This is a genomic window from Corallococcus terminator, assembly GCF_003611635.1.
GTDB lineage: Bacteria > Myxococcota > Myxococcia > Myxococcales > Myxococcaceae > Corallococcus > Corallococcus terminator.
Map to the genome: position 1 here is coordinate 18,181 of NZ_RAVZ01000038.1, position 23,849 is coordinate 42,029.

Sequence of the window (23,849 nt, forward strand, 5' to 3'; positions counted from 1 at the left end):
TCAACCAGCACGGTCTCAAGCTGAGCCCCGAGGAGAAGCAGGACGCCGGAATCCAGGCAGTCCTGCGCGCAGCGAACCTGGCCGAGCTGCTCGACTGACATGCCTCTAGCCGTAGGGCGTCTTCTCGTCGTGCCGCTGGAAGGGGTACGCGAGCTGCCCCAGGTACGTCTCCGGAGGCTGGAAATTCGTGGTCCCGTAGCGCGAAGGCCAGTGCTTCGGCAGGTAGGCGGTGCCGAAAATGACGTCAATGAATGACAGGAAGACGGCGAAGTTCTTGTCGATGCCCTCGTCATCCGACGTGTGGTGCCAGTGGTGGAACTCCGGCGTCGCGAACACCCAGCGCAGGTACGGCCAGCGGTGATTGACGTTGGCGTGGATGTACACCGCGTGGAACGACACGAAGACCAGGTAGCCGTAGATGGCGGACGGGTGGAAGCCCAGCAGGAACACCGGCACGAAACCCGCGAAGCGGTTGACCAGCACGTCCACCAGGTGGCTGCGTGAGCTGGCCAGCCAGTCCATCTGCAGCGTGGAGTGGTGGATGGCGTGGAACTTCCACATCCACCCGAAGGTGTGGAAGGCCCGGTGCACCCAGTAGCTGACCAGGTCCACCACCAGCAGGATTTCAAAGAACTGGAGCCACACGGGCTGCGCGGCGACGTGCGCCTGGAAGTCCATCTTCACGGCCCAGGACAGGAACACCTGCACGGGGATGAGCACGGAGAAGGAGATGAGCTGCACGCCCACGTGGCTGACGAAGAAGTGCTTCAGGTCCGTCTGCCAGCCGGTGCGGAAGATCTTCTGCTCGTTCAGCGACCACAGCCGCTCCATGGGGATGAACACCAGCCCCAGCACCAGCAGGTCCAACGCGAAGAAGTCCAGGCCGGCGCTCATCGCCCGGGGATTGTGCGTGAGGGGCTCCGCCTCGCCGCCACCCAAGAGCAGCGCCACCAGCGCGAGCGCCATGGCGATGCCGCCGTGCGCCTTGGAGCGCAGCGTCATCACGCTGAAGGCGCCCAGCAGGAAGGTGAGGATGATGGAGACCTGGAGGATGCCCCGGAAGACCTCCAGGTGCTCCGCGTAGAACGCACGGCCGTCGTTGGAGACGAGCACGTGGGGAAAGAGGAAGCAGAACTCAGCGACGACGCACAGCACGCCGAGCAGTCCGCCGGTGACGCCGGCGCGCTTGCCCAGGTCGATGCGCCGGGCGGGCGCGAGAAGGATGTCCAAGGAAACCGTCCAGGAGGGAAGAAGCCAGGCGCAAGCCTACGCCACTTCCGTGAAGGTCCAGGACGCGTGCTTCTTCAAGGACGCGCCCCGCGCGGGGTGAGCCTTCCCGAGGCCCCGGCCCGGCTTGCTCCCTCCCCCGCTGCTACCTAGGATTTCGACCTTCGCGGCCTCCCCCCATCACCAGGAACCATTTCCATGCGTTACACGCGTAAGAACATCTCCGAGCTGCTCGATACCGTGCAGGGCAGCCCCGACGTCATGGGCTTCTGGACGTCGAACTTCGGCGGCTCCGCGTTCACCCTGGTCCCCTCCCCCGGAGGCATGATCTGGCAGGACGTGTACGCGCCCAGCCACAAGGTCTGCGAGGACGGCATCCCGTACGGCACCGAGGACGGCATGAACAATCACTGCGGCGGCGCCGGCTACTAGAGCATCGGAGGATCCAGGACCGCGCCCTCAGTATTCCTTCAGGAGCGTGTCGGCCATCGTGAGGCCCAGCCTCTTGAACAGCGCCGACAGCTTCGCCTTCGGGATCATCTTCTTCGCGGCCGCTTCGACTCGGAGGAGCGCAAAGGCGAGGTGATCGAGCGAGGTGAAGGCCGGCGCGACAGAGCCTTCCTCGTGCGCGTAGCGGACGACGGCTCCCGTCGTGACGTCGAGAAGGAACATCTCGCCAGAGCCGTCGCTCGCGATGCCGACGTACTTGTCGTCGGCGGCACCGTACAGTTCCTCCTTCTTGCAGTCGAAGCCGTAGCTGTCGAAGTCGAAGGCGAGGGTCATCGACGGAACACCACCGCCCATCACCACTTCGTCTAGCGCGCGACCTGAGGGAACAGCACGAACCTTCTCGCTGCCGGGCTTCGACACGCGGGGCGCCTTCGGGAAGAAGCGCGCCGCGTCGGCCGCGAAGTCGCCGCGTTCAATGTAGCCGGTCAGGGTGCTCGCCTCGGCGGCCTCACCCCACGCGGTGAGCGCGGTCTTGCTCACGTCGAGGGTCGTGCCGTCCTTGGCGAAGTAGGTCGTGCTCTTCAGCTTGCCCTTGGCGAAGACCGCCATCACGCGATGGGGCCATGGTTTCGGGATCTTGAAGACCTTGGGCAGGAGCGTGGCGCCAGCGTGCTCGAACAGTGCCCCTTGGACCGGCCCGACGACCCACTCGACGGCACCGTCGATCACGCCGTCACGCAGCTCGACCCGCAGCGTGTCCGGGAAGTCGAAGCCGGGACGGAAGCACACCTGGACCAGTGCACCGTCCGCGAACGTCGCGATCATCGTGTTGGTCGGCCCCTTCGGCAGGCCGAGCGCCTCCTGCAGGGCCACACGCGGCGCGTGCTCGGACATCTGGTGAATGCCGAGCGACCACTTGATCTCTCCATCGAGCTTGCCGTCCTTGCGCGTGGCGTCGAGCAGCAGGAGGCCCGACGGATGGATCCACAGGCGTTCGCGCGAGTCGTTGGGGCCTCCGTCCCGCCAGAGGTTGGCATCGGCATCGAAGGTGGCTTCGGGAGGCACGCTCTTGGGGCGCAGGTCGGTCGTCATCGTGCCGAACCATACCTGCCGCATCCCCTATTTCCAGGAGCATGGTGAGCTTGCTCGGGCGCCACGCCACCCGGCGTCACGGTGAAGGCGCCGGCTCCGGACAAGCGTAGAGGCACTCCAGGGACAGGTGAAGACATCCAACGCGAACCTCCTGCGCACCCGCCTTGCCCGGCCCGCTCACGCATCCGCTCCACTTTCTTCCAGCCGCTTGACAGGTAAGCATCTCCTTACGCATTATCTGCGGGCGATGATGCACACGGAGCCAGAGGTGTTCGGAGCGATCAGCCACCCGGCGCGGCGCCGCATGCTCGACCTGCTGGTCGACGGCGACCGCCCGGTGAATGAGATCGCCGAGAACTTCGAGATGAGCCGCCCGGCGGTGTCCCAGCACCTGCGCGTGCTGCTCGGGGCGGGCCTCGTCACCGAGCAACGGCACGGCAGGGAACGGCGCTACCGCCTCGTGCCGGAGCAACTGGAGCCGGTGCGCGACTGGATCGCTCACTACGAGCGGTTCTGGGACGACAACTTCACCCGCCTGCGGCGGCACCTTGAGAAGGGCGACAAGCGATGATGACGAAGACAATCCGACGGGAGCTGAAGTTCACGCAGTCTCCCGCCGCCGTGTGGCGCGCGCTCGCGACCCGCGAGGCGCTCACCGACTGGATGTACCCGAACGACTTCGAGCCGCGCGTCGGGCATCGCTTCACGTTCCGCGTGCCCCCGGACCCTCGGGCCAAATTCGATGGCCTCGTCGTGCACTGCGAGGTGCTCCAGTGCCTTCCTCCATCCGAGCTCGAGTTCACGTGGGTCGTCGGCGAGGGCTGGCTGGATACACGCGTCAGCTACCGCCTCGAAGCCGATGGCGATGGGACGCGCGTGATCTTCGAGCACTCCGGCTTCAAGGAGGACTCCGCGTTCCACGGCGCCGAGTACGGCTGGAAGATGATGCACGGAAAGCTCGCCAAGACTCTCAAGGAAGCCTCGGGCGGCGCCGCCCTGCCTTCTCCCGATAACGACCACCCGGCCCTCAAGGCCTGATCACCGAGCCACCACCCATGAACATCGTCTTCTGGATTCTTCAGGCCGTCCTCGCGCTGCTGTTCCTCGCGGGCGGGTCGTACAAGGCATTCTCGTTTCAGCAGGTCGCGAGCCAGTTCAGTGAGGTCCCTCTCAGTGGATGGCGGGCACTCGGCGTCCTCGAGATGGCCGGTGGCGTGCTGCTGATCATTCCGGCGGCGTTGAAGTGGATGCCCGGTCTCACCGCGCACGCGGCCGCGGTGCTCACGTTCGAGACGTTCGCGCTCGCCGCGCTGTACGCGACCCATTCGACGAAGCTGACGCCCGAGAACCCGATGATCTGGGCGCTCGTGATGGGGGGGCTGGTCGCCTTCGTGGCGTACGGTCGCTATGTCCTCCAGCCGGTGGCGTCCGTCTCCGTGTGACGCATCCTCGGGCCCTTGTGTGGGGAGGCCCCTTTTTTGTCCAGAAGGCGCAGCACCCGGTGACGCACCACTGCCGCGCTCCCCCACCTGCCCCTCCCCCTGTCACACCTCGCCAGGGCAAGCACAGAGCCGGGCCTGCCCCGACTTGCAGAGCAGCTCTGCGAAGGCATCCACATCGGCCGTCTGCAAGAGCGCGCAGATGCCGAGCACCCGGTACGCCACGCAGATGTTCGAGACATGGTCGGCCTCGTACTCGTCCTGGCGCACCATGCCCTCCAGGCTGGAGCGGAGGGTCAGGGACATGTTGTACCGGGCAACGTCCACGGAGTCATGGCTCATAGGGTGATTTCCACCTCCGAACCCACGGGGTACCAGGTGATGCCCGTGACGCCTTCCTGCTCCACCTGCTCCTTGAGGTCCTTGCGGACGATCATCAGCCGAGGAGCCGTGGCGATGCGGAAGAGCTTCGCCGACGGGTCGAGCGTGTCCTCCTTCAGGACCAGGCGACGCAGGTACATGAAGCGGTCCGGCTTCAGCGCGTCCCGGTCCCCGTCCGACCGGTCCATGTCCACGCAGTCCTGCATGCCGATGACGTTCGCGATGTAACAGTCCTCGCTCGCGACACGTCCGCGATGGTTCAGCAGCACGAACCGGAGGAACTCGATGTCGGCCCCGGAATGCCGCGCCAGGAATTCCTTCATCCGCTTCGACACCATGAAGTAGTTCACGGCGTTCGCGATGACGTCCGCGATTTTCAGCCCGGGCTCTTGTTTCGCCATGCTGAATCGCAGCCCGTCCGGGTACTCGCTTCCCATGCGGATGCCGCGCGCGGGCTTGTGGATCTTCGGCATCCCTTCCGGAAGCTTGAAGACGGCGCAATATCCGTCGAGCGCCGCCCACTCCAGGATGAAGTATTCGCTCGTCCCTGCCCCAGTCGTTTCCATTTCCAAGTCCGCCTCCCTGCCTATCTCTTGAAGACGTCGTTGACCTTGGCCGCGGCCTTCTGGGCAATCGCAACCGCTCGTCCGACATTGACGAGGACCTTGTAGGTATTGTCTTCCCAGATCTCGATGTTGGTGCGAATGCCGCCCACGTTGGCCGGTGTGATTTCGTGCCCCTCCTCATCTTCGGAGAGCGACTGTTTGTAGCTGTTGAGGAGGCTGATGCACGACGTGTTGTACGCGCGATGCCAGCCCTTGTGCTTCGGCAGCATCAGTGCGAAGGCGACATCCTGGGTGATGGGCAGGATGATGATGTTCTTGCCCGCGTTGATGTTGTAGCTGGCGGCCTGGAGCACCTCCGCTTCCTTCTCGGTCAGTGCCTCGGAAATGGCCTCCTCCGGCATGAGGTGGTGGTACTCGTGGCCGAAGGGCAGGTGGCCAACCTTGTAGTTCTGGCCTTCGAGGTGCCACGCCTTGGCGTTGTGGCGCGGGTCGGTGTTCCGGTGGACCTTGCGGGGCAGTCCCAGTTCCTTCTCCGCATTGGATTGCCGGCCGGTGGAGGAAAAGGTCTCCATCTGGGCGGGAGGCGCGCACGCGGATTCCCATCAATGGAGCTGCCTTCGGGATGCATCTGGGTGAAGTCGTATTCGTAGAGGGAACGCTTTGACGTGGCGGTGCCCTTCACGAATTCGCTCAGGATGGCGTTGTAGCCATTGGGCTTGTAGGCGCAGTTGGGATAGGTCGGCTTGTCGAAGGCGACCTCGTGCTTGTTCACGCAGCCCTTCTCGTCCTTGTGGTCCTTGAGCTTCGAGAGCGCGACGTGCTTGCCGGTCGTCATCTATCTCCTCCCGTCTTCATCGGGCTGCCTGTCCGGAGCCCTGACATACAAGGCGCCCCGGCTTCCATCATCTCCCGCGGTCCACACGAGGACGCCGCGGGTCGTCGCATAGCCGCGGGCGAATGCCCGGATGGCCATGCAGAGTCCGACGAGCCCGGTCGCGGCGCCGACCTCCCCGAAGCTCTGGGCAGGGGACCACTGGCGTGACTCACCCAGGTTCAGGTCTCGGAGACGAACGAGCGCCGTGCCCCAGTCCTGGGCCCGGTAGGCATCCCCATTCAGGGCTGCGATGATCAGTCCGGTCTCCTTCCCTTGGTCCGGGAGGGCCTCCAGGGTGGCCCGGATGCATCGGGACAATGCCTGGCCCACGGCGGCCTGTCGTGAGCGGCGGTGGAAGGGCTCGGCTTCGGCTTCGTAGGCTTCCAAGCGGGCTTCGATTCGCGCACGCCTGCGGGAGGCCTGTGTCGGCAGTTCGAGGACGACGAACGCAGCGGCTTCCCCTGGCAGCACTCCCGTGGGGCGCTCAGGGCCCTTGAGAAGGCCGAGCCGGTACAGGGCCCATGTGACCTGGGGATCCACCAGACTGTCCAGGCCGCCGATGATGCAGCGGTCCACCTGCCCGAGGCGGAGCCGCTCGGTGGCATCACGCAGGGCCTCGAAGAGGCCAGCCTCACCGAACAGCGTGCGCTGGAAGCGAGGTGGGAAGCTGGGTTTCAGGTGTTTGAGGAGGGTGGGGAGCAGCCGCGTCGAGTAGACCTCCCTTCGCGCCTCGTGCTCCTCGGGCAGCAGGCCCTGCTCCTCCAGCAGTCGGCGGTGGATGTCGCTCGGGGCGACGACATAGAGCGCGCACCGTGAGAGGTCGGCCAGTTCCACGCTTCGTGCAAGGTCTCGAAGCCCCGCCTCCGCCAGCGCGGCGAGCCTGCCGAGTCCGGTGAATCCCGCGGTCACCCATGGGATGGAGTGCCCCCGGGCGGGTTGACCCTCGCCACCATCCGGGTCGAACAGCCAGGGCTCGTCGAGCGGAGCGATGCGTACGATGCCCGCCCTGCTGGCCGCGCACCCGTCCACCACGCCATTCCCGAGCGCCGAAACCATCCCAACTCCTGTGACGGCGAGCATTCCGACTCCTCGACTTGCTGTCCCAGGAAGACCCTATGCGCTCCCGGGTGCTCGTCCATCCCGATGAGGCCACATACCTTGCACCGCGCCTCCTCGGGGCCGTACCAGCCTCCTGGACAGCCACTATTCAATGCTACTTCGGGTGTCTGGAGTCTACTCGCGCCGAGAGCACCGTCTGCTCAATCGAATTCGCAAATCCGGACAGAGTGCCGCCCCTCTTTCAGAAGGAAACCGGGCGGGCGGCCTGTGGTCCGAGCAGGGACTGGATCTGCCCAAGCGGGTTCGATTCCCTCCGCCTCCGAATGGCCGCGCCGCTGTCCAGGCAGACCTGCTTCATGCACGACAAAGAAAAAGCCCAGCAACCGGAGGGGGTTGCTGGGCCTCTGAACCTTGAATCCAATCCGCACGTCTCGGTGCCGGCGCGGAAGGGGCCGCGCCGCCCGGAGGACTACCGGACGATGTTCAGCGCGGTGTCATCGAGGAAGAAGCTCGTCTGCAGCGACGAGTCCTCCGTGCCGTTGAAGTAGATGCGGACGGTCTGCCCCTTGTACGCCGCCAGGTCGAACGTCCGCTGCACGTAGGCCGAGCCCTTGTCCAGGTTGCTGTAGGTGGCCAGCGTCGCCAGCACCGTGCCCGCGCTGTTGCGGACCTGGATGGCCAGCTTGTCGTAGGCCGTCGTGGTCGTCGTCTCCGCCGAGGTGATGCGCGCCCAGAAGCTGAACGTGGCGCTGCACGCCGTGGAGGGGATGGCGATGTCCTGGTAGGCGAACTCGGTGCGCGTCGTGCCGTAGCCGTTCAGATAGGCCTTGTACGTACCCGTGCGCGGCGCACTGCCGGACGTGGTGCCGTCGATGACGCCCGACGACGTGGTCCAGCCCGTGTTGCCGCTCTCGAAGCCCGCGTTGAGCAGGAGCTGCTCGGAGATGGAGCAACTGCCCGTGCCGTTGTTCACCGTCACCGACACCGTGGCGGACGTGCCCACGTTGTTCGCCGCGTCATACGCCTTCGTCGTCAAGGCGTAGGTGCCGTTGGCCACCGCCGTCGTGTTCCACGCAAAGGCGTACGGCGCGGCCGTCGCCGTGCCCAGCAGCGAGGTGCCCGCGTAGAACTCCACGCGCGACACGCCCACGTTGTCGGAGGCGCTGGCGCTCAGGCTCGCGGTGCCGCTCAGCGTGGCGCCGCCCGCGGGCGCGGTGATGGACGTCGTGGGCGGGGTGGTGTCACTGCCGCCGCCGCCGGTGATGAAGAGCGTGTACAGCAGCCGGTTGGGCGAACCCGTCCCCGGGCTGGTCACCTTGTTCGGCGTGGAGTTGTTCACCAGCGCGTCACGCACCTGCGCGGGCGTCGCGGTGGGGTTGGCGCTCAGGTAGAGCGCCGCGGCGCCGGCCACGTGCGGCGAGGCCATGGACGTGCCGCTCATCGACGTGCTCGACGAGTTGCCGGAGTTCGAGGCCGAGGTGATGCTCGAGCCCGGCGCGAAGATGTCCACGCACGTCCCGTAATTGGAGAACGACGAGCGGCCATCGCTGCTGGTGGTGGAGCCCACGGTGATGGCGTTGGGCGCACGGGCCGGCGAGTAGTTGCAGGCGTTGGCGCTGTCGTTGCCGGCGGCGACCACCGTCGTGACGCCCGCGGCAATCAACCGCTCCGTCGCATCATCGATGGCCGGAATGCCCACATCGCCCAGGCTCATGTTCGCGACCGCGGGCTTGATGTGGTTGGCCGCCACCCAGTCGATACCGCCAATGACCTGCGCGTCGTTTCCATAGCCCGTGCAGTCGAGCACCCGCACCCCGTGGAGGGTGACCTTCTTCGCCACGCCCCAGGTCGTGCCGCCCACCGAGCCCGCCACGTGCGTGCCATGGCCATGGCAGTCCGAGGGGTCGCTGTCGTTGTCGATGAAGTCGTAGCCGTTGCCGGTGCGACCGGTGAACTCGGTGTGGGTCAGCCGGATACCGGTGTCGATGACGTACGCATGCACGCCCGTACCGTCGACATTGTAGGTGTAGGAGCTGTTGCGCGGCAGGTCACGCTGGTCGATGCGGTCAATGCCCCAGGTCGCGCTGGTCTGCGTCGCCGACACGTGGATCAGGCCGTTCTCCTGCACATACGCCACGCGAGGGTCGGCCAGGAGGCGCTGGGCCTCGGCTTCGCTCATGTTCGCCAGGAAGCCGTGGAGGGAGTGCTCATAGGTCCGCAGCACCCTGCCACCGGTCAGGGACACCATCTCCCGGGCGATGTTCGCCGCCCCCTGCTGCCGGACCTCCTGCGTGGAGTCACGCAGGACGACGATGTACTCGCCGGGGATGGCCCGCTCCCGGCGGATCATCTGCGCCGTGTGACCGAACTGCTCGCTGTCGGACTCCTGTGCTTCGGGCATCGGACCGCATGCCGCGGCCAGCAGGGAGATGACACTCACCGCCTGGGTCAGTTTCAGTTTCATTCGGCCTCACGGGAACGTGCGGGCCCCGGATCGGAAGCCCTCGCACAGCCCGTGGAATTAGCTTTTCTTGGAAAAGCGGTCAATGCGGCTTGTCCAGAGGGGAGGCCGTTCAACCCCTTGGGACACACACCGGCCCAGGCGGCCCTCCAGGAGGGCCGCAGCAAGGGCGTGGGCTTACAGCGAGGACGGCGTGGCGCGGGTGTGGGCGGTCAGACTGCGTCCTGGATGTTCCCCAGATACGTGTCGATGCCGTGCTTGCCGTCGGTGCCGAACACCTCTCCGCTCGACCCGGGGGAGTCGAAGGTGTGGATGGTCGAGCCCTCCGGGGCCTGCATGGACGGGCCGCCGTTGATGAGGCCCACGCCCGGGAACAGGCCGGACACGATGCCGGTGACGATGTCCGTGACGGGGTTGAACTCGTGCGAGCCCAGCCACGTCGGCACGGGGTCCTGCTTGTTGACGTAGAACGTGTAGTTCGGCCCGTCCGGGAACGTCTTGCCCGCGCCCGCGAACATGGTGGCGTTCACGTTGCCGAGCAGCTCCTCGCGCTTCTCCCGGTTGCCGTCCCCGAGGATGGGCAGGTTGCCCCAGAAGCCGCCCATGTCTTCCTTGATGCGGTTGTCCACATCGCGCAGCGCGCTGGACACGATGGCGCCACCCTGGCTGTAGCCGGTGACGTTGACCTTCTTGCCCGCCTTCAGGTCGTTGTAGATGGCGTCCGCCAGCGTCTGCGCCGCCGGGTTGTTTCCAAACCCCAGCCGGTCCATGCCCGTCTGCGCGACGTCCTCGGCCAGGCTCTCCGAGGCGTTGTAGATGGGCACCACGTTGGTGCCCGTCTCGTTGGCCATCTTCTGGGCCTCGCTCGTGGCGCTGCCCTGCGGGGTCTGGATGCCGTTGACGTGGTACGTCGTCGGCGTGGGGCTCGCGATGGGCGTCTCCGGATGGAACGGCGGCACCTCCGACACGGAGAACTTGTCCGGCGGGTACGCGTAGCCGTCCGACCCCAGGTACATGCCGTCGTACGTCGTCGGGTCGGCGGATTCGTCGATCTTCAGCGCCCCGCGCGCCTCCTTCGCCGCGTCGGTCAGCGCCACCGTGCCGGCCTGCACCGTGCCCGTGTTGGACTGGACGGGGGGCAGGTTCGCGTTGCCCGGCGTGGGACCCGTGGATTTGGCGCGCTTCGCCTCGAAGACGTCCGCGCGCGCCAGGGGGCGGGCCACCTGGTTCTTCGCGGCAGCGGGCGCGGCCTGGGCGTCCAGGGGACGCGGCGTCACCGGGCGGATGCTGCCTTTTCCTACTCCGTCGATGCCCATGGTCAGGTCCTCAGGATTCTCGGGTTCCAGGGAGTTATCGGAGCCTGAGAGAAAGAGTTGCCCCCCCAGGTCGGATAAGGACGCGGACCCGGGCGTGGGACGTCCAGCGGCCCGACCCTACGATGCCCTCGTAGAGAGGTCCCTGCGACCGGCTGTCGCTCAGCACCAGCCGGTCGCAATGAGGGCCGACCTCTACTTCCTGATTTCCAGCGTGACGGAGGCGAATGTCTCGATGTCCGGATCGGCCGCCAGCGTGTAGCTCACCGGCGTGATGGAGAGGCCGCCGATCAGGTGTTCCTTGACGGTCTTGGCGCTGAACCGCCCCAGCGTCGTCGTCTTCATCGCCATGCCTGTGCAGGTCTCGCACTTGGGGGCGCGGTACACGATCACCGTGCCACCCGCGATCTGGTTTGTATCGTTGAGGCTCGGCTTCGGTACGGCGATGAACAGCCGTTCCTTGGGCGAGGTATTGGGAATCTCCCAGACCGCACCCAGCGGGTGACCGCTGTCGAGGGCATTGTCCCCCACCGGTCGGAGGGTGACCGTAGAGGTGGCACCGTTGGCGATGGCCGAGGTGACATTGACGAGCTCATTCTTCTTCGTCCACCCCAGCCAGTGGAGCTGCGGGAGGTTGTAGTTATCCGACGAAAATCCGCTCATGTACGAGCTTGAGTCGCCGTACGGGATGTCCTTGCCGCCCAACGGGTCTTTCGCGTTGCTGTGTCCGAGGCCGAGGACGTGCCCGGTCTCGTGGGTGTGGTCCCGGAGCAGGTTGCCATTGAGGTAGATGCTGCGCGCGCCGGCCTTCGAGGTGGAACACAGCCCGCTGGGCATCGAATACACGGTCAAGAACGTGTTCGGGCTGGCGTATCTGAGGGCATGTTGCTTCGCCTCATTGCAGGTGCTGCCTGCCGGCGCCGCCAGTTCCCGCCGGGTGAGGGGCGCTGCCAGGCTTATCTGCCCGCGAGACGCGTCGTTGAAGAAGTCGTACATGTTGACGACCTTCTCCTCGATGAGGCCCATCGAGGGCGTGCTCCTGCCCGCGACGGTGACGCGGACGATCTTGACGGTGTGCGGCCGGTTGATGGCGACCAATCTGCTTGTGCTGTTGTGGTTCTTGACGCACGTCGACTCCTCGAGGGCGCAGTCATAGCGGTACTCTGATGGCGGCGCCTCGACGTCCTGGACCCGGAACGAGCGCACCTTGTCGTTCGTGCTGGTGCCGTTGGCGAACGACGTCTCGCAAAGGCTCGTGTCGGTCTGGACGGTGACCGAGGTCCCGGTACAGCCCACACCGGCGAAGAGCCGCACGGCCTTGCCGATCGGCACGTCGAAGTAGGAGGCGCCAGCGGTTTGCGCGAGCGCATAGCAGCCGTTGGCCTCGACCTCCTTGATCACCTGGGCGGCGCCATTGCAAGCCAGGCGCACGCGGACGAGCGGCGGGCGTGGGGTGATGAGCTGCTCGCGCAGCGCGGACCAGTTGGCCGCCGTGCAGTTCCCTGACTGCACCTCTTCGATAAAGAGGCCATCCTCGAGTTCCCCGTGCTCGTGGGTCACGCACGTCTCCACCATCTCGCTCCAGTGAGCCCAGTCGCAGGTCCCGGCGTTGGCATACGTCTCGACGCAAGCGAGCGACGCCTCGAGCTCCGGGGAGATGACCGCCTGACGGGTGGACGCGACGGACGCCTCGGTGCCGGTGCCACCGGGCTGTTCGTGGGCGGGCTGCTCCCACTCTCCCGCCTGGCACCCGGATACCAGTGCTCCGCACAGCATGACGCCCGTCATGGACAGCTTCCGCATACGTCTCCCGCTTGCAGCCCAAGGCTGCATGGCACCGCGCGGCATGCGCAGTGTCGCGTCTGTTGAATTCACTGAAGTCGACAGCCTGTCGGCTGTGTCTGTCGTCAGGGTTGTCTTGCCTGCGGATCGCGCGGCCGACGCCCTTTCTGCAGTGAATGCTCTTACGCGACTTCCATGACAATGGCGACAAGCGGTGAACAATACTTTACGCGCCGTCTGACTGCCTCAATTGATGGGAGCTCAGATTGCGCGGTGCATCAGGAGCGCGGGGACTTCACGCGTCATCCAAATCCGTATCATGGAACGTCTACCGAAACTCGCCCGTCATGGATTGAGGTGTGTTCCCAAGGCTGCCGCGTGAAGTGCGCCGTACTTGCGAGATTGTCGTCTTCCCTCTCCGCCGGTACGCCCACCCGCGCTCCTCCACGTCTGGAGGGGCGCGTGGACGGCCTCCTCCGCCTATCTGGATTCGATCCGTCCGAGCGGGTTGGCTGCGCCCGTCAGCGCGTCTTGCGCCTGCTGCCAGGCGGAGTCTCCGGGATGGAGCGCGGTGCGCAGGTAGGCCCAGGTGAGAAGCTGGACGGCAGCGACTCTCTCGGGGTTCTCATCCGTGGTCTCGGCGACGTCATATCCCGAGACTCCGCCCAGCCCGTGCCCTGCGCCGAACAGGGTGACCAGGGACTTGGGGCCTGGGGAGAGGAAATAGGGGTCGGCGTGCCAGTCAGCGCCCGCGACCGTCAGGTGGGGAGAGTCGTCCTTGTCGCCAGCGACCACGAGCGCGGGCGTCGTCATCGTGGAGAAGTCGATGGTCGAGAAGAAGGCGTAGTTCTCGGCCGCGAACTTGCTGAGGGCGTCGCCTCTGCCGGGCGCGGCGAGCAGCACGCCCGCCTTGATCCGGGGCTCGGCGAGGTTCACTTCGGTTCCGTCCTGGAGATCCTTGTGCCGCGCGCCAAGCAGCAGGCTCGCGGTGTGCCCACCCATCGAGTGTCCGATGACAGCCACCCTGCTTCGGTCCAGGCGGCCGGCGAGTCCTGGGACGGCGCGCTCGATGACGTCGAGCTGGTCGAGGATGCGCTTCATGTCCACGGCCCGGGCTCGCCAGTACAGAGGCGCATCGGGGTCACCAGGGCCCAGGGTGAGCGTCTTGGAATCGAGATGGGTGGGCTGGATCACGACGAAGCCGTGTGCCGCCAGGAAGTGGGCAAGCGGGGCGTAGCCGTTCAACGAGGAGAGGTGATTGGAGCGGCCGTGGCCGTGCGAGAGCAAGAGGATGGGCAGCTCGCTTCCAGTCACGGGCGCGGAGACTCGCACCTGGAGTTCGACGGCGCGGCCGGGGGCTGGCAGCACGACGGGACTGATGGAGAAGACCGGCGTGGGTGCGCTGGGGGTGTGGGCTGCCGGAATCGGTTTGCTCATGGCGCTGCGTTCCTTTCGTGGGTTCGGCCAGTGCTCTCGGTCGAAGAGGCGCTGCACGTCGTCACGCTTCGTCTGCCCATGCGTTACCTCCACCCCTTTCGTACCTCCCGCCGCGGCCCTCCGATTGGAAGGACCGGACATTTCATCGTTCCTTGCGTGCCGGCTTGAATGGCCACGGTGGACGCGTGAGAGTGCGAGGGTGCCGCGCACGATGGACTCCACCGCCTTGACGTTCTCACTCTCCCGCTTCGTCGAAGACGTTCGCGCAATCGTGCCGGTCGCCGGACACGCACGTCACGAACGGCTGCCCGACGGAAGAACGACGCTTGTCTTTCGAGTGCTCGAGGAGGGCCGCAAAGGGGATGTGTGCGTCGCGGGTCCGCGAACGCGGGCGCTGTTCAAGAACGCACCCGGCGTCGCGCTTGCGGTCATCGTTCAGTTCAAGCCGGGCTGGTCGGCGCCGCTCCTCGGCGTGGCGGCAAACGCGCTGACGGACCGGATCGTCCCGCTGGAAGACCTCTGGGGCCGTCCGGGCAGCGACCTCTGCCTTGAGCTCCTCGAGGCGCGAAGACTGCCGGAGGTCATGGACCGGCTCTCCCACGCGCTCGCCCTGCGGCCCCACACCACCTTCGAACCGGCATCGGCACGGCTCGCTCGCCGCGCGGTTCGCTTGCTCGAAGGCGACGAGGTTCGGGTGGAGAGCGTGGCGAAGCAGTTGGGTGTCACGTCGCGGCATCTTCGCCGCGCCTTCGTGGAGAACATCGGCATCGGGCCGAAGGATTTCGCGCGGACCGTTCGCCTGCAGCGTGCCGTACGGATGGCGGCGACCTCGAAGGACTGGGGAGGCATTGCCGCGGACGCGGGCTATTACGACCAGGCGCACCTCATCGCCGACTTCCGTGAGTTCGTCGGGCTCACACCGGGCGCCTTCCTGAAGCGTCCGGGCGTTCGGCCCGGCCCCGGCGACGCGCAGGCCGCTGGCGCCCCCTGAACACAAGCCAGGGCTCGCATGACAGGAGGGACGGAGGGCGGTCTGGCTTCGTGCTACCGCCTCCTGCCGGCGCGGTGCCCACCGTAGCCCCAAGGAGGAGCTCCCATGTCCGTTCCCCAGAAGATCGTCACCTGCCTGTGGTGCAACAACAACGCGGAGGAACTCGTAGGTTTCTACACGTCCATCTTCAAGGACTCGAAGGTCCTGCAGGTCGCCCGTCACACCGAGGCGGGGCCCGGCCCCAGGGGCTCGGTGCTGACCATCGAATTCGAGCTCGCGGGACAGCGCTTCCTCGCGCTCAATGGCGGGCCGCAGTTCCCCTACACGGAGGCCATTTCGCTGAGCGTGAGCTGTGAGACGCAGGCGGAGGTGGATGACCTGTGGGACAAGCTCATCGCGAACGGCGGCAAGCCGGTGCAGTGTGGCTGGCTCAAGGACCGCTTCGGGCTGTCCTGGCAGATCGTCCCCACGGTGATGCCGGAGTTCCTCCAGGACCCGGACGAGGCGAAGCGGGACCGCGTCATGCGCGCGATGATGAAGATGGTGAAGCTGGACATCGCCGCGCTGAAGCAGGCGGCGGAGGCGCGGTAGCCGCCACTTCCGCCTGGAAGAGCGGGCCTCGCGTCTCCACCTTCAGCGGACCCTCGTTGAGGGCCACGCTGAGCCAGCGCGGCACGTCCACCTGCTTTGCGGCGTGAATCGACTCGGGCTCCAGCCTCCCTGGCGAGGCTGGAGCCCGTGTCTGTAGGACTCCGGCACGCGACAGAAGGACCTCCAGTCCTTTCTTTGGGACGGGACTTCGGCATAGAGCTCGAAGACACACGCCCCATGGAGGACCGATGTCGCCGCGCCATCTCATGCCGTGGTTGTTGCTGGTGGGGCTCTTCACCGCCTGTGCTTCGTCCTTCCCGGAGGAGCGTCCCGCGCGTCCGCCGCCCCCCAGGGTCCTCTTTCAATCGCCGCTCGCGCTGCTGCTCGAGCACCAGCAAGAGCTGATGCTCACCACGGACCAGTTGATCCAGGTGGGTCAGCGGGATGAAGCACTCGATGTGACCAACCGGCCCCTCCGTGAACAGCTCCGGCAGGTCTGGCACCCCGACCCGCTCCCGGGAGACGGTCCACCCCAAGGGGCCAGGATGCCTGGCGGAAACAGCCCCGTGGGTCTGGGCGGCCGGCCCCAGTACAGGCCTCCCGCCCGACCTCCCACGCCACTGAGTGAAGAGGACTTGAAGCGGGAGCAGGCCCTGCTCCAAGCGATGGAGGAAAACGAGATGGCCGCCTACCGCGATGTCGAAGCGCTCCTGGACGACACGCAGAAGGAGAAGGCGCGAGGGCTGGTCTCAAAGCACCGCGAGGAGCGCTTGCGCGCGAGGGAGTCCCTGAAGGGCCCCGAAACAAAACCGGCGCCGTAGTCCCGGCCCGCGGCTCAAGGCGCGCTGATGCGTGGCGCGCCCTTCACGAAGAGGGGAGCTGACGAACCTCGCGGACGCGATGGAGGGCCAGCTCCTGGATGAACCGCGCGCCCCCCTTCAGGGGCTCGGGAAACTCCCCACCCAGCAGGGCGCTCGCATCCTCGAAGCACTCCAGTTCGCGCAGCGCTTCTGCCCTCATCAGCCGTTGCGCCGCATCGCCAGGCGGGAACAGCCGCCGCGACGGCGCCGCGCGCTAGAGTTCGCGGATGGCGCGCACTTCGACGCTGACCGGCGCTTCCGGACGCGACGCTTCGAGGCGCGCGCAGGTGCTGCCGGTGAACCGCACGCCCGTGTCGACGACCGACCAGGAGTCCGGCCCGCCGAGCGTGCGCTCGCCGTTGATGTAGACGACGATGAGCGCAGGGTCGGACGGCATCTGGCTCGGATCGAGCGGGATGTAGCAGGGCTCGCCGGGCAGGAGCTGCTCGCTGATCGCCTTCAGCGCGGCCCCCAGTTCCACCTGGTTTCCCGCCTGGTAGAAGGCGCGACCGCAGCGCTGGGTGGCCACATCGCACGTGTCACCCGCGCCGCAGTCGATGTCCGCTCGGCACGTGCGCGCGAAGCCGCCCGCGCGGGCCATCTCGTTGAGCACCTGGGGACCCGCGCCCGCCGACGTCTCCGCGCCGAAGCCGATGACGATGGTGGAGATCTCACGAGCCTTCAAGGCCTGCACCGCCGCGACCGAGGCGTTCTTGTCGAGGCAGCCGCGCTGATAGTACGTGCCATCTTCCACGGCGCAATGGGTTGTCGGCACCACCGTGCAAGCGCACTCCACGGGATTCTTGCCGCCGTTGTATTCGTTGTCCGCGTTGCAGTTCGGCAGACCGTCGGTCAGCAGGATGATGATCTGCGGGCGATCCTTGGGGTTTGTCGTCAGCAACGAGCCCGTGAACGCCAGACTCCCGCTCGTCGGCGTACCCCCTCGGGGACGATTCGCGCCGCCGTTGGGGATCGCCTGAAGGACGGTGTTGAGGTTCTTCGCGTGGGCCAGCAGGTCGTCGTCCGACTCCAGCGTGGTCGGGATCGCGACGCGAACGCTTTCGCCCGCGGAGGCCGCGGCGCAGAGCTGGACCGGGGTCGCACTGGTCGAGGTGATGGGAGCCGGATACGTCGTCAGGCCGAAGCGGACCAGCTTGCCGCTCTCCGCCAGGAACGGCGCCATGGCGGCCTGGAGCTCCGACCAGCGCGTGGGACACACGGACGTATTGCAAGGAAGGTCCTCGTCGCAGACGTAGTCCCGCCCCTGCTCATCCTGGCCGTGACAGACCTTCACGCCGTTCACGATCTTCTCGGGCTCCACCGGCTTCGTCATCGAACCAGAGGTGTCCACCAGCAGCATGACGTCCGGCTTGCTGCCGCGCGCCGCGATCACCGTTTCTATCGTCGTCTGGGCGATCGCGAGCGGATCCACCGGCTCGAAGTCATACGTCTGGCAGCCGGCCAGCATGGCACCGCCGATGATGCCGGCCAGCATTGCGCTCAGGGAGGGTGACTTGGCGCGCATAGGCTTTGAGGATTTCCTTCCAGCGGGGAATCGCTAACCACGAAGGCGCCCAGCGTAACGCGTGCGCACCCGTCGGGGCTACAACGACTTGCATCTGGAAGGTTCCTTTCAGGTGAAGTTGCGAAGTTCCAACAACAAGCGAGCCTCTTGGACGAGGAGCGAGGGCTGCGATACGGGTTCCGTCACGGCCATCGCTCCGGCGCTCATTCTTCGAGTCGTTCCGGCGTGAGGCATGCCGCCGCGAGGTCCAGGTCCTCCAGCGGGATGCGCTGGATGTGCACCCGGGGCTCCTTGACCTTGTCGCGGTACTTTTCCGAGCCGCTCTCGTACGTCACCCAGAGCTCGCCATCGATGATGTTCACGCCCTGGGCGTAGGGGTCGATCAGCCCGTTGCTGATGTCCACCCGGGCATCGATGTCCGCCTTGAAGGAGTCCTCGGTGGATTCGATGGGCTGGTAGACGAGCTTGTGGTCGCCCGTGGTGAACAGCAGGGCGCCGTCGACCACCGTCATGCCCTGGGCGCGGTCCGGCGCCCGGATGGGCCCCTCACGCGAGTCCTCGATGAGGGCACCGGTCTTCTCGTCGAGCTTGTAACGCCAGACGGCGCCCGCCTTGCCATCCCCGTCCGGGCTGTAGCTACCGATGTACGCGTAGCCGTCCTTCACGGTCATGTAGCTGCCAGCGGACACGAGGTCGAGGCCGGTGGCCGGATCCTTCACGCCGTCGCGCTCCGGGACATCCATCACCTGGAAGGCGCTGGCCTGGGTCCCGGCCTTCGCCGCCCGCTCAAGCTCCTCCCGCGTGTAGACGAAGATGTGCTCCGTGTCGGAAACGTAGACGAACTCACCGTCCGTCGAGACCCCGCCACCGTGAGTGGGCGCGGGCCCCGTGCAACTGGAACCTCCGAGTTCGACCTGGAGCGTCTCACCGCCCGAATCCTTGTCCTGCACGGAGAGCAGCACGTCGTGGTCATCGTTGTAATAGGTCGTGAGCACTTCGCCCCGCCCGGCGTCGTAGCCCTGCCCCTGCGGCGTCCACCCGGCGCCCAGATGCAGCATCGGCGGACCGTCGGTCTCGCCGCTGGCCGCCCGGGTCAGCTCCGGCGTGACGCGCGAAGCCTCCGTGGACGCCTGAGCGCTCCCGTAGCCACTGAGGTTCACGGGGTTCGGCCGCGCCTTGTCCAGGGCGTCCTTGAAATACGGCGCAGGCGGAGCCGCCGGGGGCGGGGCCGGCGTCGGGGCCGCCGGGGGCTTCGTGACCGCCGTCTGGACCGCGGTGACGACCTGCCGGATGAGGGAGCTGATCAAGGTCCTGCCTCCATCAGATGACGTGAGGGTCACGAGCGTCGTGAACCCACAGGTCATGAAGACACCCAGCATACACCCGGGAATGCCGGAGGGGTCGACGGCAGGTCACAAGTCCCCGGGTCCAATGCCTCTCCGCCAAGAAGACGCTGCCTGAATCACCACCAGGCCCCCACCTGATGGGCTGGAATCCAACCTCCCGGCCAGAATGTTCCCTGGAGGACCCCGGGGCCATGTCGCTCAAACAAGGGGCGGAATGGCACACCGCGCCATAGAGGAGCTGGGTGCGCTCTCCATCCAATTTTCTTCAAGACAGGAACAAGTTGATTGTAATTTTTATTGGAAATACTGTTTCAGGGCCGCACGCAGTCCGCTGACTGCCGAAACACTGTGTTCACCCTCCCATCCATACCGAAGGATTGAGATGACCCTCTCTGTCAAGAAGGCAGGACGTGCGTTGTTCGCGATGGTCACCGGTGCTGCCTTGTCGTTCGGCGCCACGATGGCGTTCTCCACGCCCGCGGAAGCTTCCCAGGTGGAATGTAACCCCGTGGAATGCAACCAGAGCTGTCAGAGCAAGGGCTTCCGGCTGGGCAAGTGCGTCAAGGCCGCCTGCACCTGCTTCTGAACGAAACACCCTCGCGAAGCCCACGAGGTCTCATGCCGCGCGCCGGGCCCGTCCGGCGCGCGGCATCCCCCTGAAGTACAGCGGGCATCATTGGGACGCGGACCACACCCCGCGTCCGAGGTGGATTGGCCTTGTATCGGACTCTCCCCGTGAGCCCCTTCTCCAGGGTGGCGCTGCTTCGCCCCCGGGGATGAACGCGCGTCTGGAATCCGGACACGGCCCGCCGGGCCGTGTCCGTCATGCGACGCCGGGATTGTCCCGCGGTGAAGCCCCCCTCACGGAATACAGGCCCGGTTCGTTCAGGGGTCGTGTGGGCCGGAAGCGGGGGGAGAAATCACATGGCAGGCGTCTTGAGCAGGCTTTGGAGTGTCTGGCTGGGATTGGTGTTGGGCCTCACCGCGTGCGGCCCGGAGGTGGAATCTCCGGAGTCGCTGGCGCGGCGGTCCTCCGCCCTGGTCGCCCCGCCCCGGGTCGCGGCGGGGGTCTCCCACGCGTTGGCGCTCCGCCCGGACGGCACCGTCTGGGCTTCGGGCCTCAACGTCTTCGGAGCGCTGGGGGATGGCACCACCGTCCAGCGCGCAAGCCCGGTGCGCGTCTCCGGGCTCAACTTCGTGAACGCCGTGTCCGCCGGGAGGAACTTCTCCGTGGCGCTGCGCTCGGATGGCACCGTCTGGGCCTGGGGCGCCAACGGCTACGGACAACTGGGAGACGGCACCACCGCCCACCGCACCACCCCCGTGCAGGTGATGGGCCTCACGAGCGTGGTGTCCGTGGGGGCGGGTGACAGCCACGTCGTCGCCGTGCGCTCGGATGGCACCGTGTGGACCTGGGGCTACAACGGGCAGGGCCAACTGGGCTCCGGCACCCTGACGAACCGCTCCACGCCGGGCCAGGTGTCAGGGCTGTCCAGCGTCGTCGCCGTGACGGCGGGCTCCAATCACTGTCTGGCGCTGCGCTCGGACGGAACGCTCCGGGCCTGGGGTTGGAACATCTATGGACAGCTTGGAGACGGCTCCACCACGAACCGCACCCTGCCCGTCGTCCTCCCGGGACTCACCCAGGTCTCGACGTTCTCCGCTGGCGGCTACCACTCGCTGGCGGTGCGCGCGGATGGCTACGTCTGGGCCTGGGGCGCCAACAGCTACGGACAACTGGGGACAGGCACCTTCGCCGCCAGCAACGTGCCCGTGCGCCTCGCTTCCATGGATCAGACCGTGTCGGTGGCGGCGGGCGGCAACCACTCGCTCGCGATGCGCTCCGACGGCACCCTCCGGGCGTGGGGACAGAACACCTGGGGCGAACTGGGCGACGACACGCGGACCGCGCGCAACGCTCCGGTCGCCGTGTCGGGCCTCTCCGGCGCGGTCTCCATCGCGGCGGGTTGGGGCTTCTCCCTGGGCGCGCTGGGCAACGGGACGCTGTGGGCCTGGGGCACCTCCGACGTGGGCCAGCGCGGTGACGGCACGTCCGCGACGCGCGTCACCCCGATGATGGTGTCGGGGCTCACCAGCGTATCGAAGGTGGCCGCGGGCACCGCGCACACCCTGGCGACGCGCTCGGACGGTTCCGTCTGGGCCTGGGGCGCGAACGACGTGGGCCAGTTGGGGCTTGGCCACCTGAGCAACCGCGCCAAGGCCACCCAGCTTCCCACCCTGGGCTTCGCGACGGGCGTGGCGGCGGGGGGCCTGCATTCGGTGGCGCTGCGCTCCGACGGCACCGTGTGGACCTGGGGAAGCAATGACCGGGGACAGTTGGGCCAGGGCACCTCCGTGGGCAGCACCCTTCCCGGCCAGGCGGCGGGGCTGGGCAGCATCATCGCGGTGGCGGCGGGCACCCTGCATACGCTCGCGCTGCGCGCCGACGGCACCGTCTGGAGTTGGGGCTACAACGGCGCGGGCGCGCTCGGCGACGGCACGTTCGTGGACCGTCGGAGCCCGGTGCAGGTGGCGGGGCTCACCGGCGTCGTGGCGGTGACGGCGGGCCACTACCACAGCCTGGCCCTGCGCGCGGACGGCACCGTGTGGTCGTGGGGGTCGAACTACAACGGCGAGTTGGGCGACGGCAGCCAGGTCCATCGCTCGCTGCCCGTCCTGGTGTCGGGGCTGAACAGCGTCGTGGCCGTGTCGGCGGGCGGCACCTCCTCCTTCGCCATCCGTTCAGGTGGCACCCTCTGGGCCTGGGGCGACAACAGCTACTTCCAACTGGGTGACGGCTCCGGCGCGAGCCACTCCGTGCCCGTCCAGCTCAACGGCTGGAGCGGGACGACCGTCGTGGCGACGGCGGCCTACCACACCGTGGCGGCGCGCTCGGACGGCACGCTCTGGGGCTGGGGCGTCAACTACGAGGGATGCCTGGGCAATCCCGCGACCCTCGACAACATGGTCGTCACGCCCTCGCCGGTGGTGGGCTTGAGCGGTGCCACCACGGTCGTCGTGGGAGAGGGATTCACGATGGCGCTGACGTCGGGGGGGACGCTCTGGGGCTTTGGCCTCAACACCCATGGCCAGCTCGGCAACGGCCCCCCGGTCCACGCCTTCGCCCCCATCCGCTCCCTGCTCTACTGAGAAGAGGCGTCGTGGCCTTCCCGCTGACGCGTCAGGGATTGCGCCTGATGCGTCAGCGGGGCGCTGGTGCGAGGGCTGCTGCTGGAGTTCCGCGCGGTTCGGAGGTGTGAGTCATTGGCGTGGTGGGTGCATTGAGGTCCCAGCATCCGCCGGGGACCTTCCCGCGCGCGGATTTCACTCCCTTCGACGAGGCACGCCCATGACCACCAAGTATGACGACCTGTTCTTCCGCACGACCACGTCGGACACCGGGGAGATTCCCTCCCCCCGCAACTACGAGTCGCCGGACATCATCCCCTACGGCATCTCCCCCCAGGGGGACCCGAAGAAGCTCTTCACGTCGAACTACGGGCAGGACGTGGGGCAGAATCTGGTGGGCAACGGCCCCAACTACATCTACCTGCGCACCACGAACCTCTCCTCGGGACCGCAGCAGGGGGTGGCCTCTCTGTACTACTCGAAGGCCAGCCTGTTGCTCTTCCCGGACCAGTGGCAGGACAACCAGATCTTCACCAGCGACAACCAGCCGGGGTCGCTCCTGAAGGCAGACTCCGCGGGGGACATCGCCGTGACGGAGAGCCCGTTCTTCTGGGAGCCGAATGACATCAGCGGGGACCACTACTGCCTCATCTCACGGGTCGTCACCAACAAGCATGAGAACCCCATCCCCCAGGTGGGCACCTACTCGGACCTGACCGACTTCATCATCGAGAATCCCGGCTTCGGCTGGCGCAACGTCAGCGTCGTCGACGCCAACAGCCCCGACTTCAACCACGCCATTCATTTCCCAGGGAAGCCGGATGGCGGACAGTTCATCTTCCTGCTGACGTGCACCAATGTGCCCGCCGGAGGCGTCGTCGCCTTCTCGTCGGGTGACGCGGGTCCCAATCCGCCCATCGTCGTGCAGCCGACCGTCGTGCCGGACACGGTGCCCGGCCCGGATGGGAACCGGAGCTGGGGCACCTTCGTCATCAGCAACATCCCCCCCAACTTCGAGACGAACATCACGTACTCCTACTGGGCCAAGGGCACCAAGCCCCTCCTGGGCTTCAAGATCCAACTGTCGTTCCAGGCCTACGTGGCGCCCGGCAGCAAGAACTTCAGCCGGATGCTCGCGCCCCACCAGTTGGGCGCGCCGCCCGAGTTGGCACAGAAGCTGAGCGGTCAGCGGGGCATCACGCTCGGCTCTCACACCACCATCCTTCGCTGAAGCCGCGCCTCGCGCACGAAGCAGACCCCAGCGGTCATCGGGACGGGTGGTCCAACCGTCACCGATGGCCGCTTTTCTCATGCCCGCCCCACCCC

At 66.8% G+C, this 23,849-nt stretch carries 23 protein-coding genes; 10 read left to right on the forward strand and 13 right to left on the reverse strand.

What is annotated here, in order from left to right; genetic code table 11:
* Positions 1-105 precede the first annotated feature (105 nt).
* Positions 106-1,230, reverse strand: a complete 1,125-nt coding sequence (locus D7V88_RS08355) for a sterol desaturase family protein (RefSeq protein ID WP_120540080.1) — start codon at positions 1,228-1,230, stop codon at positions 106-108.
* A gap of 195 nt (positions 1,231-1,425) precedes the next feature.
* Between D7V88_RS08355 and D7V88_RS08360 the strand changes: the two genes are divergently transcribed.
* Positions 1,426-1,659 carry a hypothetical protein gene (locus tag D7V88_RS08360; protein WP_120540081.1) on the forward strand — a complete coding sequence of 78 codons (234 nt, stop codon included), beginning with the start codon at positions 1,426-1,428 and terminating at the stop codon, positions 1,657-1,659.
* 27 nt (positions 1,660-1,686) lie between these two features.
* On the opposite strand, the gene D7V88_RS08365 is transcribed toward D7V88_RS08360, so the two are convergent.
* Positions 1,687-2,769 carry an SMI1/KNR4 family protein gene (locus tag D7V88_RS08365; protein ID WP_120540099.1) on the reverse strand — a complete coding sequence of 361 codons (1,083 nt, stop codon included), beginning with the start codon at positions 2,767-2,769 and terminating at the stop codon, positions 1,687-1,689.
* 127 nt (positions 2,770-2,896) lie between these two features.
* Between D7V88_RS08365 and D7V88_RS08370 the strand changes: the two genes are divergently transcribed.
* Genes D7V88_RS08370 through D7V88_RS08380 form a run of 3 tightly spaced genes read left to right on the forward strand, consistent with a single transcriptional unit; the run spans position 2,897 to position 4,211 of the window.
* The gene (locus tag D7V88_RS08370; protein WP_244238055.1) at positions 2,897-3,340 is read left to right on the forward strand and encodes an ArsR/SmtB family transcription factor; all 444 of its coding nucleotides are present in this window, start codon (positions 2,897-2,899) and stop codon (positions 3,338-3,340) included.
* On the forward strand, positions 3,337-3,807 hold the full coding sequence (locus tag D7V88_RS08375) for an SRPBCC family protein (RefSeq protein ID WP_120540083.1): 471 nt from the start codon (positions 3,337-3,339) through the stop codon (positions 3,805-3,807). Before D7V88_RS08370 ends, D7V88_RS08375 begins: the two co-directional genes overlap by 4 nt.
* A 17-nt stretch (positions 3,808-3,824) precedes the next feature.
* Complete coding sequence (locus tag D7V88_RS08380; protein WP_120540084.1) at positions 3,825-4,211, forward strand: DoxX family protein; 387 nt, start codon at positions 3,825-3,827, stop codon at positions 4,209-4,211.
* 102 nt (positions 4,212-4,313) lie between these two features.
* Here D7V88_RS08380 and D7V88_RS08385 read toward each other — a convergent pair whose 3' ends face one another.
* The 8 genes from D7V88_RS08385 to D7V88_RS08420 form a co-directional block, all read right to left on the reverse strand.
* A complete protein-coding gene (locus D7V88_RS08385) occupies positions 4,314-4,550 on the reverse strand; it encodes a hypothetical protein (protein ID WP_120540085.1) in 237 nt (78 codons plus the stop codon).
* A complete protein-coding gene (locus tag D7V88_RS08390) occupies positions 4,547-5,155 on the reverse strand; it encodes an imm11 family protein (RefSeq protein WP_120540086.1) in 609 nt (202 codons plus the stop codon). The genes D7V88_RS08385 and D7V88_RS08390 overlap by 4 nt, the downstream gene beginning before the upstream one ends.
* Before the next feature lie 20 nt (positions 5,156-5,175).
* Positions 5,176-5,727 (reverse strand): AHH domain-containing protein, encoded by a 552-nt coding sequence (locus tag D7V88_RS08395; protein WP_120540087.1) that lies wholly within the window; start codon positions 5,725-5,727, stop codon positions 5,176-5,178.
* A 263-nt stretch (positions 5,728-5,990) separates the two neighbouring features.
* Positions 5,991-7,085: a hypothetical protein gene (locus tag D7V88_RS08400; RefSeq protein WP_120540088.1), complete on the reverse strand. Its 1,095-nt coding sequence runs from the start codon at positions 7,083-7,085 to the stop codon at positions 5,991-5,993.
* 472 nt (positions 7,086-7,557) lie between these two features.
* Positions 7,558-9,552, reverse strand: a complete 1,995-nt coding sequence (locus D7V88_RS08405; RefSeq protein ID WP_120540089.1) for a S8 family serine peptidase — start codon at positions 9,550-9,552, stop codon at positions 7,558-7,560.
* Between the two features lie 209 nt (positions 9,553-9,761).
* On the reverse strand, positions 9,762-10,865 hold the full coding sequence (locus D7V88_RS08410; protein ID WP_120540090.1) for a PE-PPE domain-containing protein: 1,104 nt from the start codon (positions 10,863-10,865) through the stop codon (positions 9,762-9,764).
* Between the two features lie 192 nt (positions 10,866-11,057).
* A complete protein-coding gene (locus tag D7V88_RS08415) occupies positions 11,058-12,650 on the reverse strand; it encodes a hypothetical protein (protein WP_244238056.1) in 1,593 nt (530 codons plus the stop codon).
* A gap of 474 nt (positions 12,651-13,124) precedes the next feature.
* Complete coding sequence (locus D7V88_RS08420; protein WP_120540091.1) at positions 13,125-14,081, reverse strand: alpha/beta hydrolase family protein; 957 nt, start codon at positions 14,079-14,081, stop codon at positions 13,125-13,127.
* A gap of 211 nt (positions 14,082-14,292) precedes the next feature.
* Between D7V88_RS08420 and D7V88_RS08425 the strand changes: the two genes are divergently transcribed.
* The 3 genes from D7V88_RS08425 to D7V88_RS08435 all read left to right on the forward strand — a co-directional run bounded on the left by D7V88_RS08425 (position 14,293) and on the right by D7V88_RS08435 (position 16,484).
* Positions 14,293-15,072: a helix-turn-helix domain-containing protein gene (locus D7V88_RS08425; RefSeq protein ID WP_244238057.1), complete on the forward strand. Its 780-nt coding sequence runs from the start codon at positions 14,293-14,295 to the stop codon at positions 15,070-15,072.
* A 105-nt stretch (positions 15,073-15,177) separates the two neighbouring features.
* The gene (locus D7V88_RS08430) at positions 15,178-15,663 is read left to right on the forward strand and encodes a VOC family protein (RefSeq protein WP_120540092.1); all 486 of its coding nucleotides are present in this window, start codon (positions 15,178-15,180) and stop codon (positions 15,661-15,663) included.
* Between the two features lie 248 nt (positions 15,664-15,911).
* Positions 15,912-16,484: a hypothetical protein gene (locus D7V88_RS08435; RefSeq protein ID WP_120540093.1), complete on the forward strand. Its 573-nt coding sequence runs from the start codon at positions 15,912-15,914 to the stop codon at positions 16,482-16,484.
* Between the two features lie 43 nt (positions 16,485-16,527).
* Here D7V88_RS08435 and D7V88_RS42965 read toward each other — a convergent pair whose 3' ends face one another.
* The 3 genes from D7V88_RS42965 to D7V88_RS08445 all read right to left on the reverse strand — a co-directional run bounded on the left by D7V88_RS42965 (position 16,528) and on the right by D7V88_RS08445 (position 19,355).
* Positions 16,528-16,683, reverse strand: coding sequence for a hypothetical protein (locus D7V88_RS42965; protein WP_158625041.1), 156 nt, complete (start codon positions 16,681-16,683; stop codon positions 16,528-16,530).
* Positions 16,684-16,737: 54 nt separating this feature from the next.
* Positions 16,738-18,048: an adventurous gliding motility lipoprotein CglB gene (gene cglB, locus D7V88_RS08440; RefSeq protein ID WP_120540094.1), complete on the reverse strand. Its 1,311-nt coding sequence runs from the start codon at positions 18,046-18,048 to the stop codon at positions 16,738-16,740.
* Between the two features lie 203 nt (positions 18,049-18,251).
* Positions 18,252-19,355 carry a hypothetical protein gene (locus D7V88_RS08445; protein ID WP_120540095.1) on the reverse strand — a complete coding sequence of 368 codons (1,104 nt, stop codon included), beginning with the start codon at positions 19,353-19,355 and terminating at the stop codon, positions 18,252-18,254.
* Positions 19,356-19,776: 421 nt separating this feature from the next.
* Here D7V88_RS08445 and D7V88_RS42560 point away from each other — a divergent pair, with 421 nt between their 5' ends.
* From D7V88_RS42560 to D7V88_RS08455, 3 genes are all read left to right on the forward strand, one after another.
* Positions 19,777-19,980 carry a hypothetical protein gene (locus D7V88_RS42560; RefSeq protein WP_147448663.1) on the forward strand — a complete coding sequence of 68 codons (204 nt, stop codon included), beginning with the start codon at positions 19,777-19,779 and terminating at the stop codon, positions 19,978-19,980.
* Between the two features lie 338 nt (positions 19,981-20,318).
* Complete coding sequence (locus D7V88_RS08450; protein ID WP_120540096.1) at positions 20,319-22,544, forward strand: RCC1 domain-containing protein; 2,226 nt, start codon at positions 20,319-20,321, stop codon at positions 22,542-22,544.
* 199 nt (positions 22,545-22,743) lie between these two features.
* The gene (locus tag D7V88_RS08455) at positions 22,744-23,754 is read left to right on the forward strand and encodes a hypothetical protein (protein ID WP_120540097.1); all 1,011 of its coding nucleotides are present in this window, start codon (positions 22,744-22,746) and stop codon (positions 23,752-23,754) included.
* The last annotated feature ends 95 nt before the right edge of the window (positions 23,755-23,849 follow it).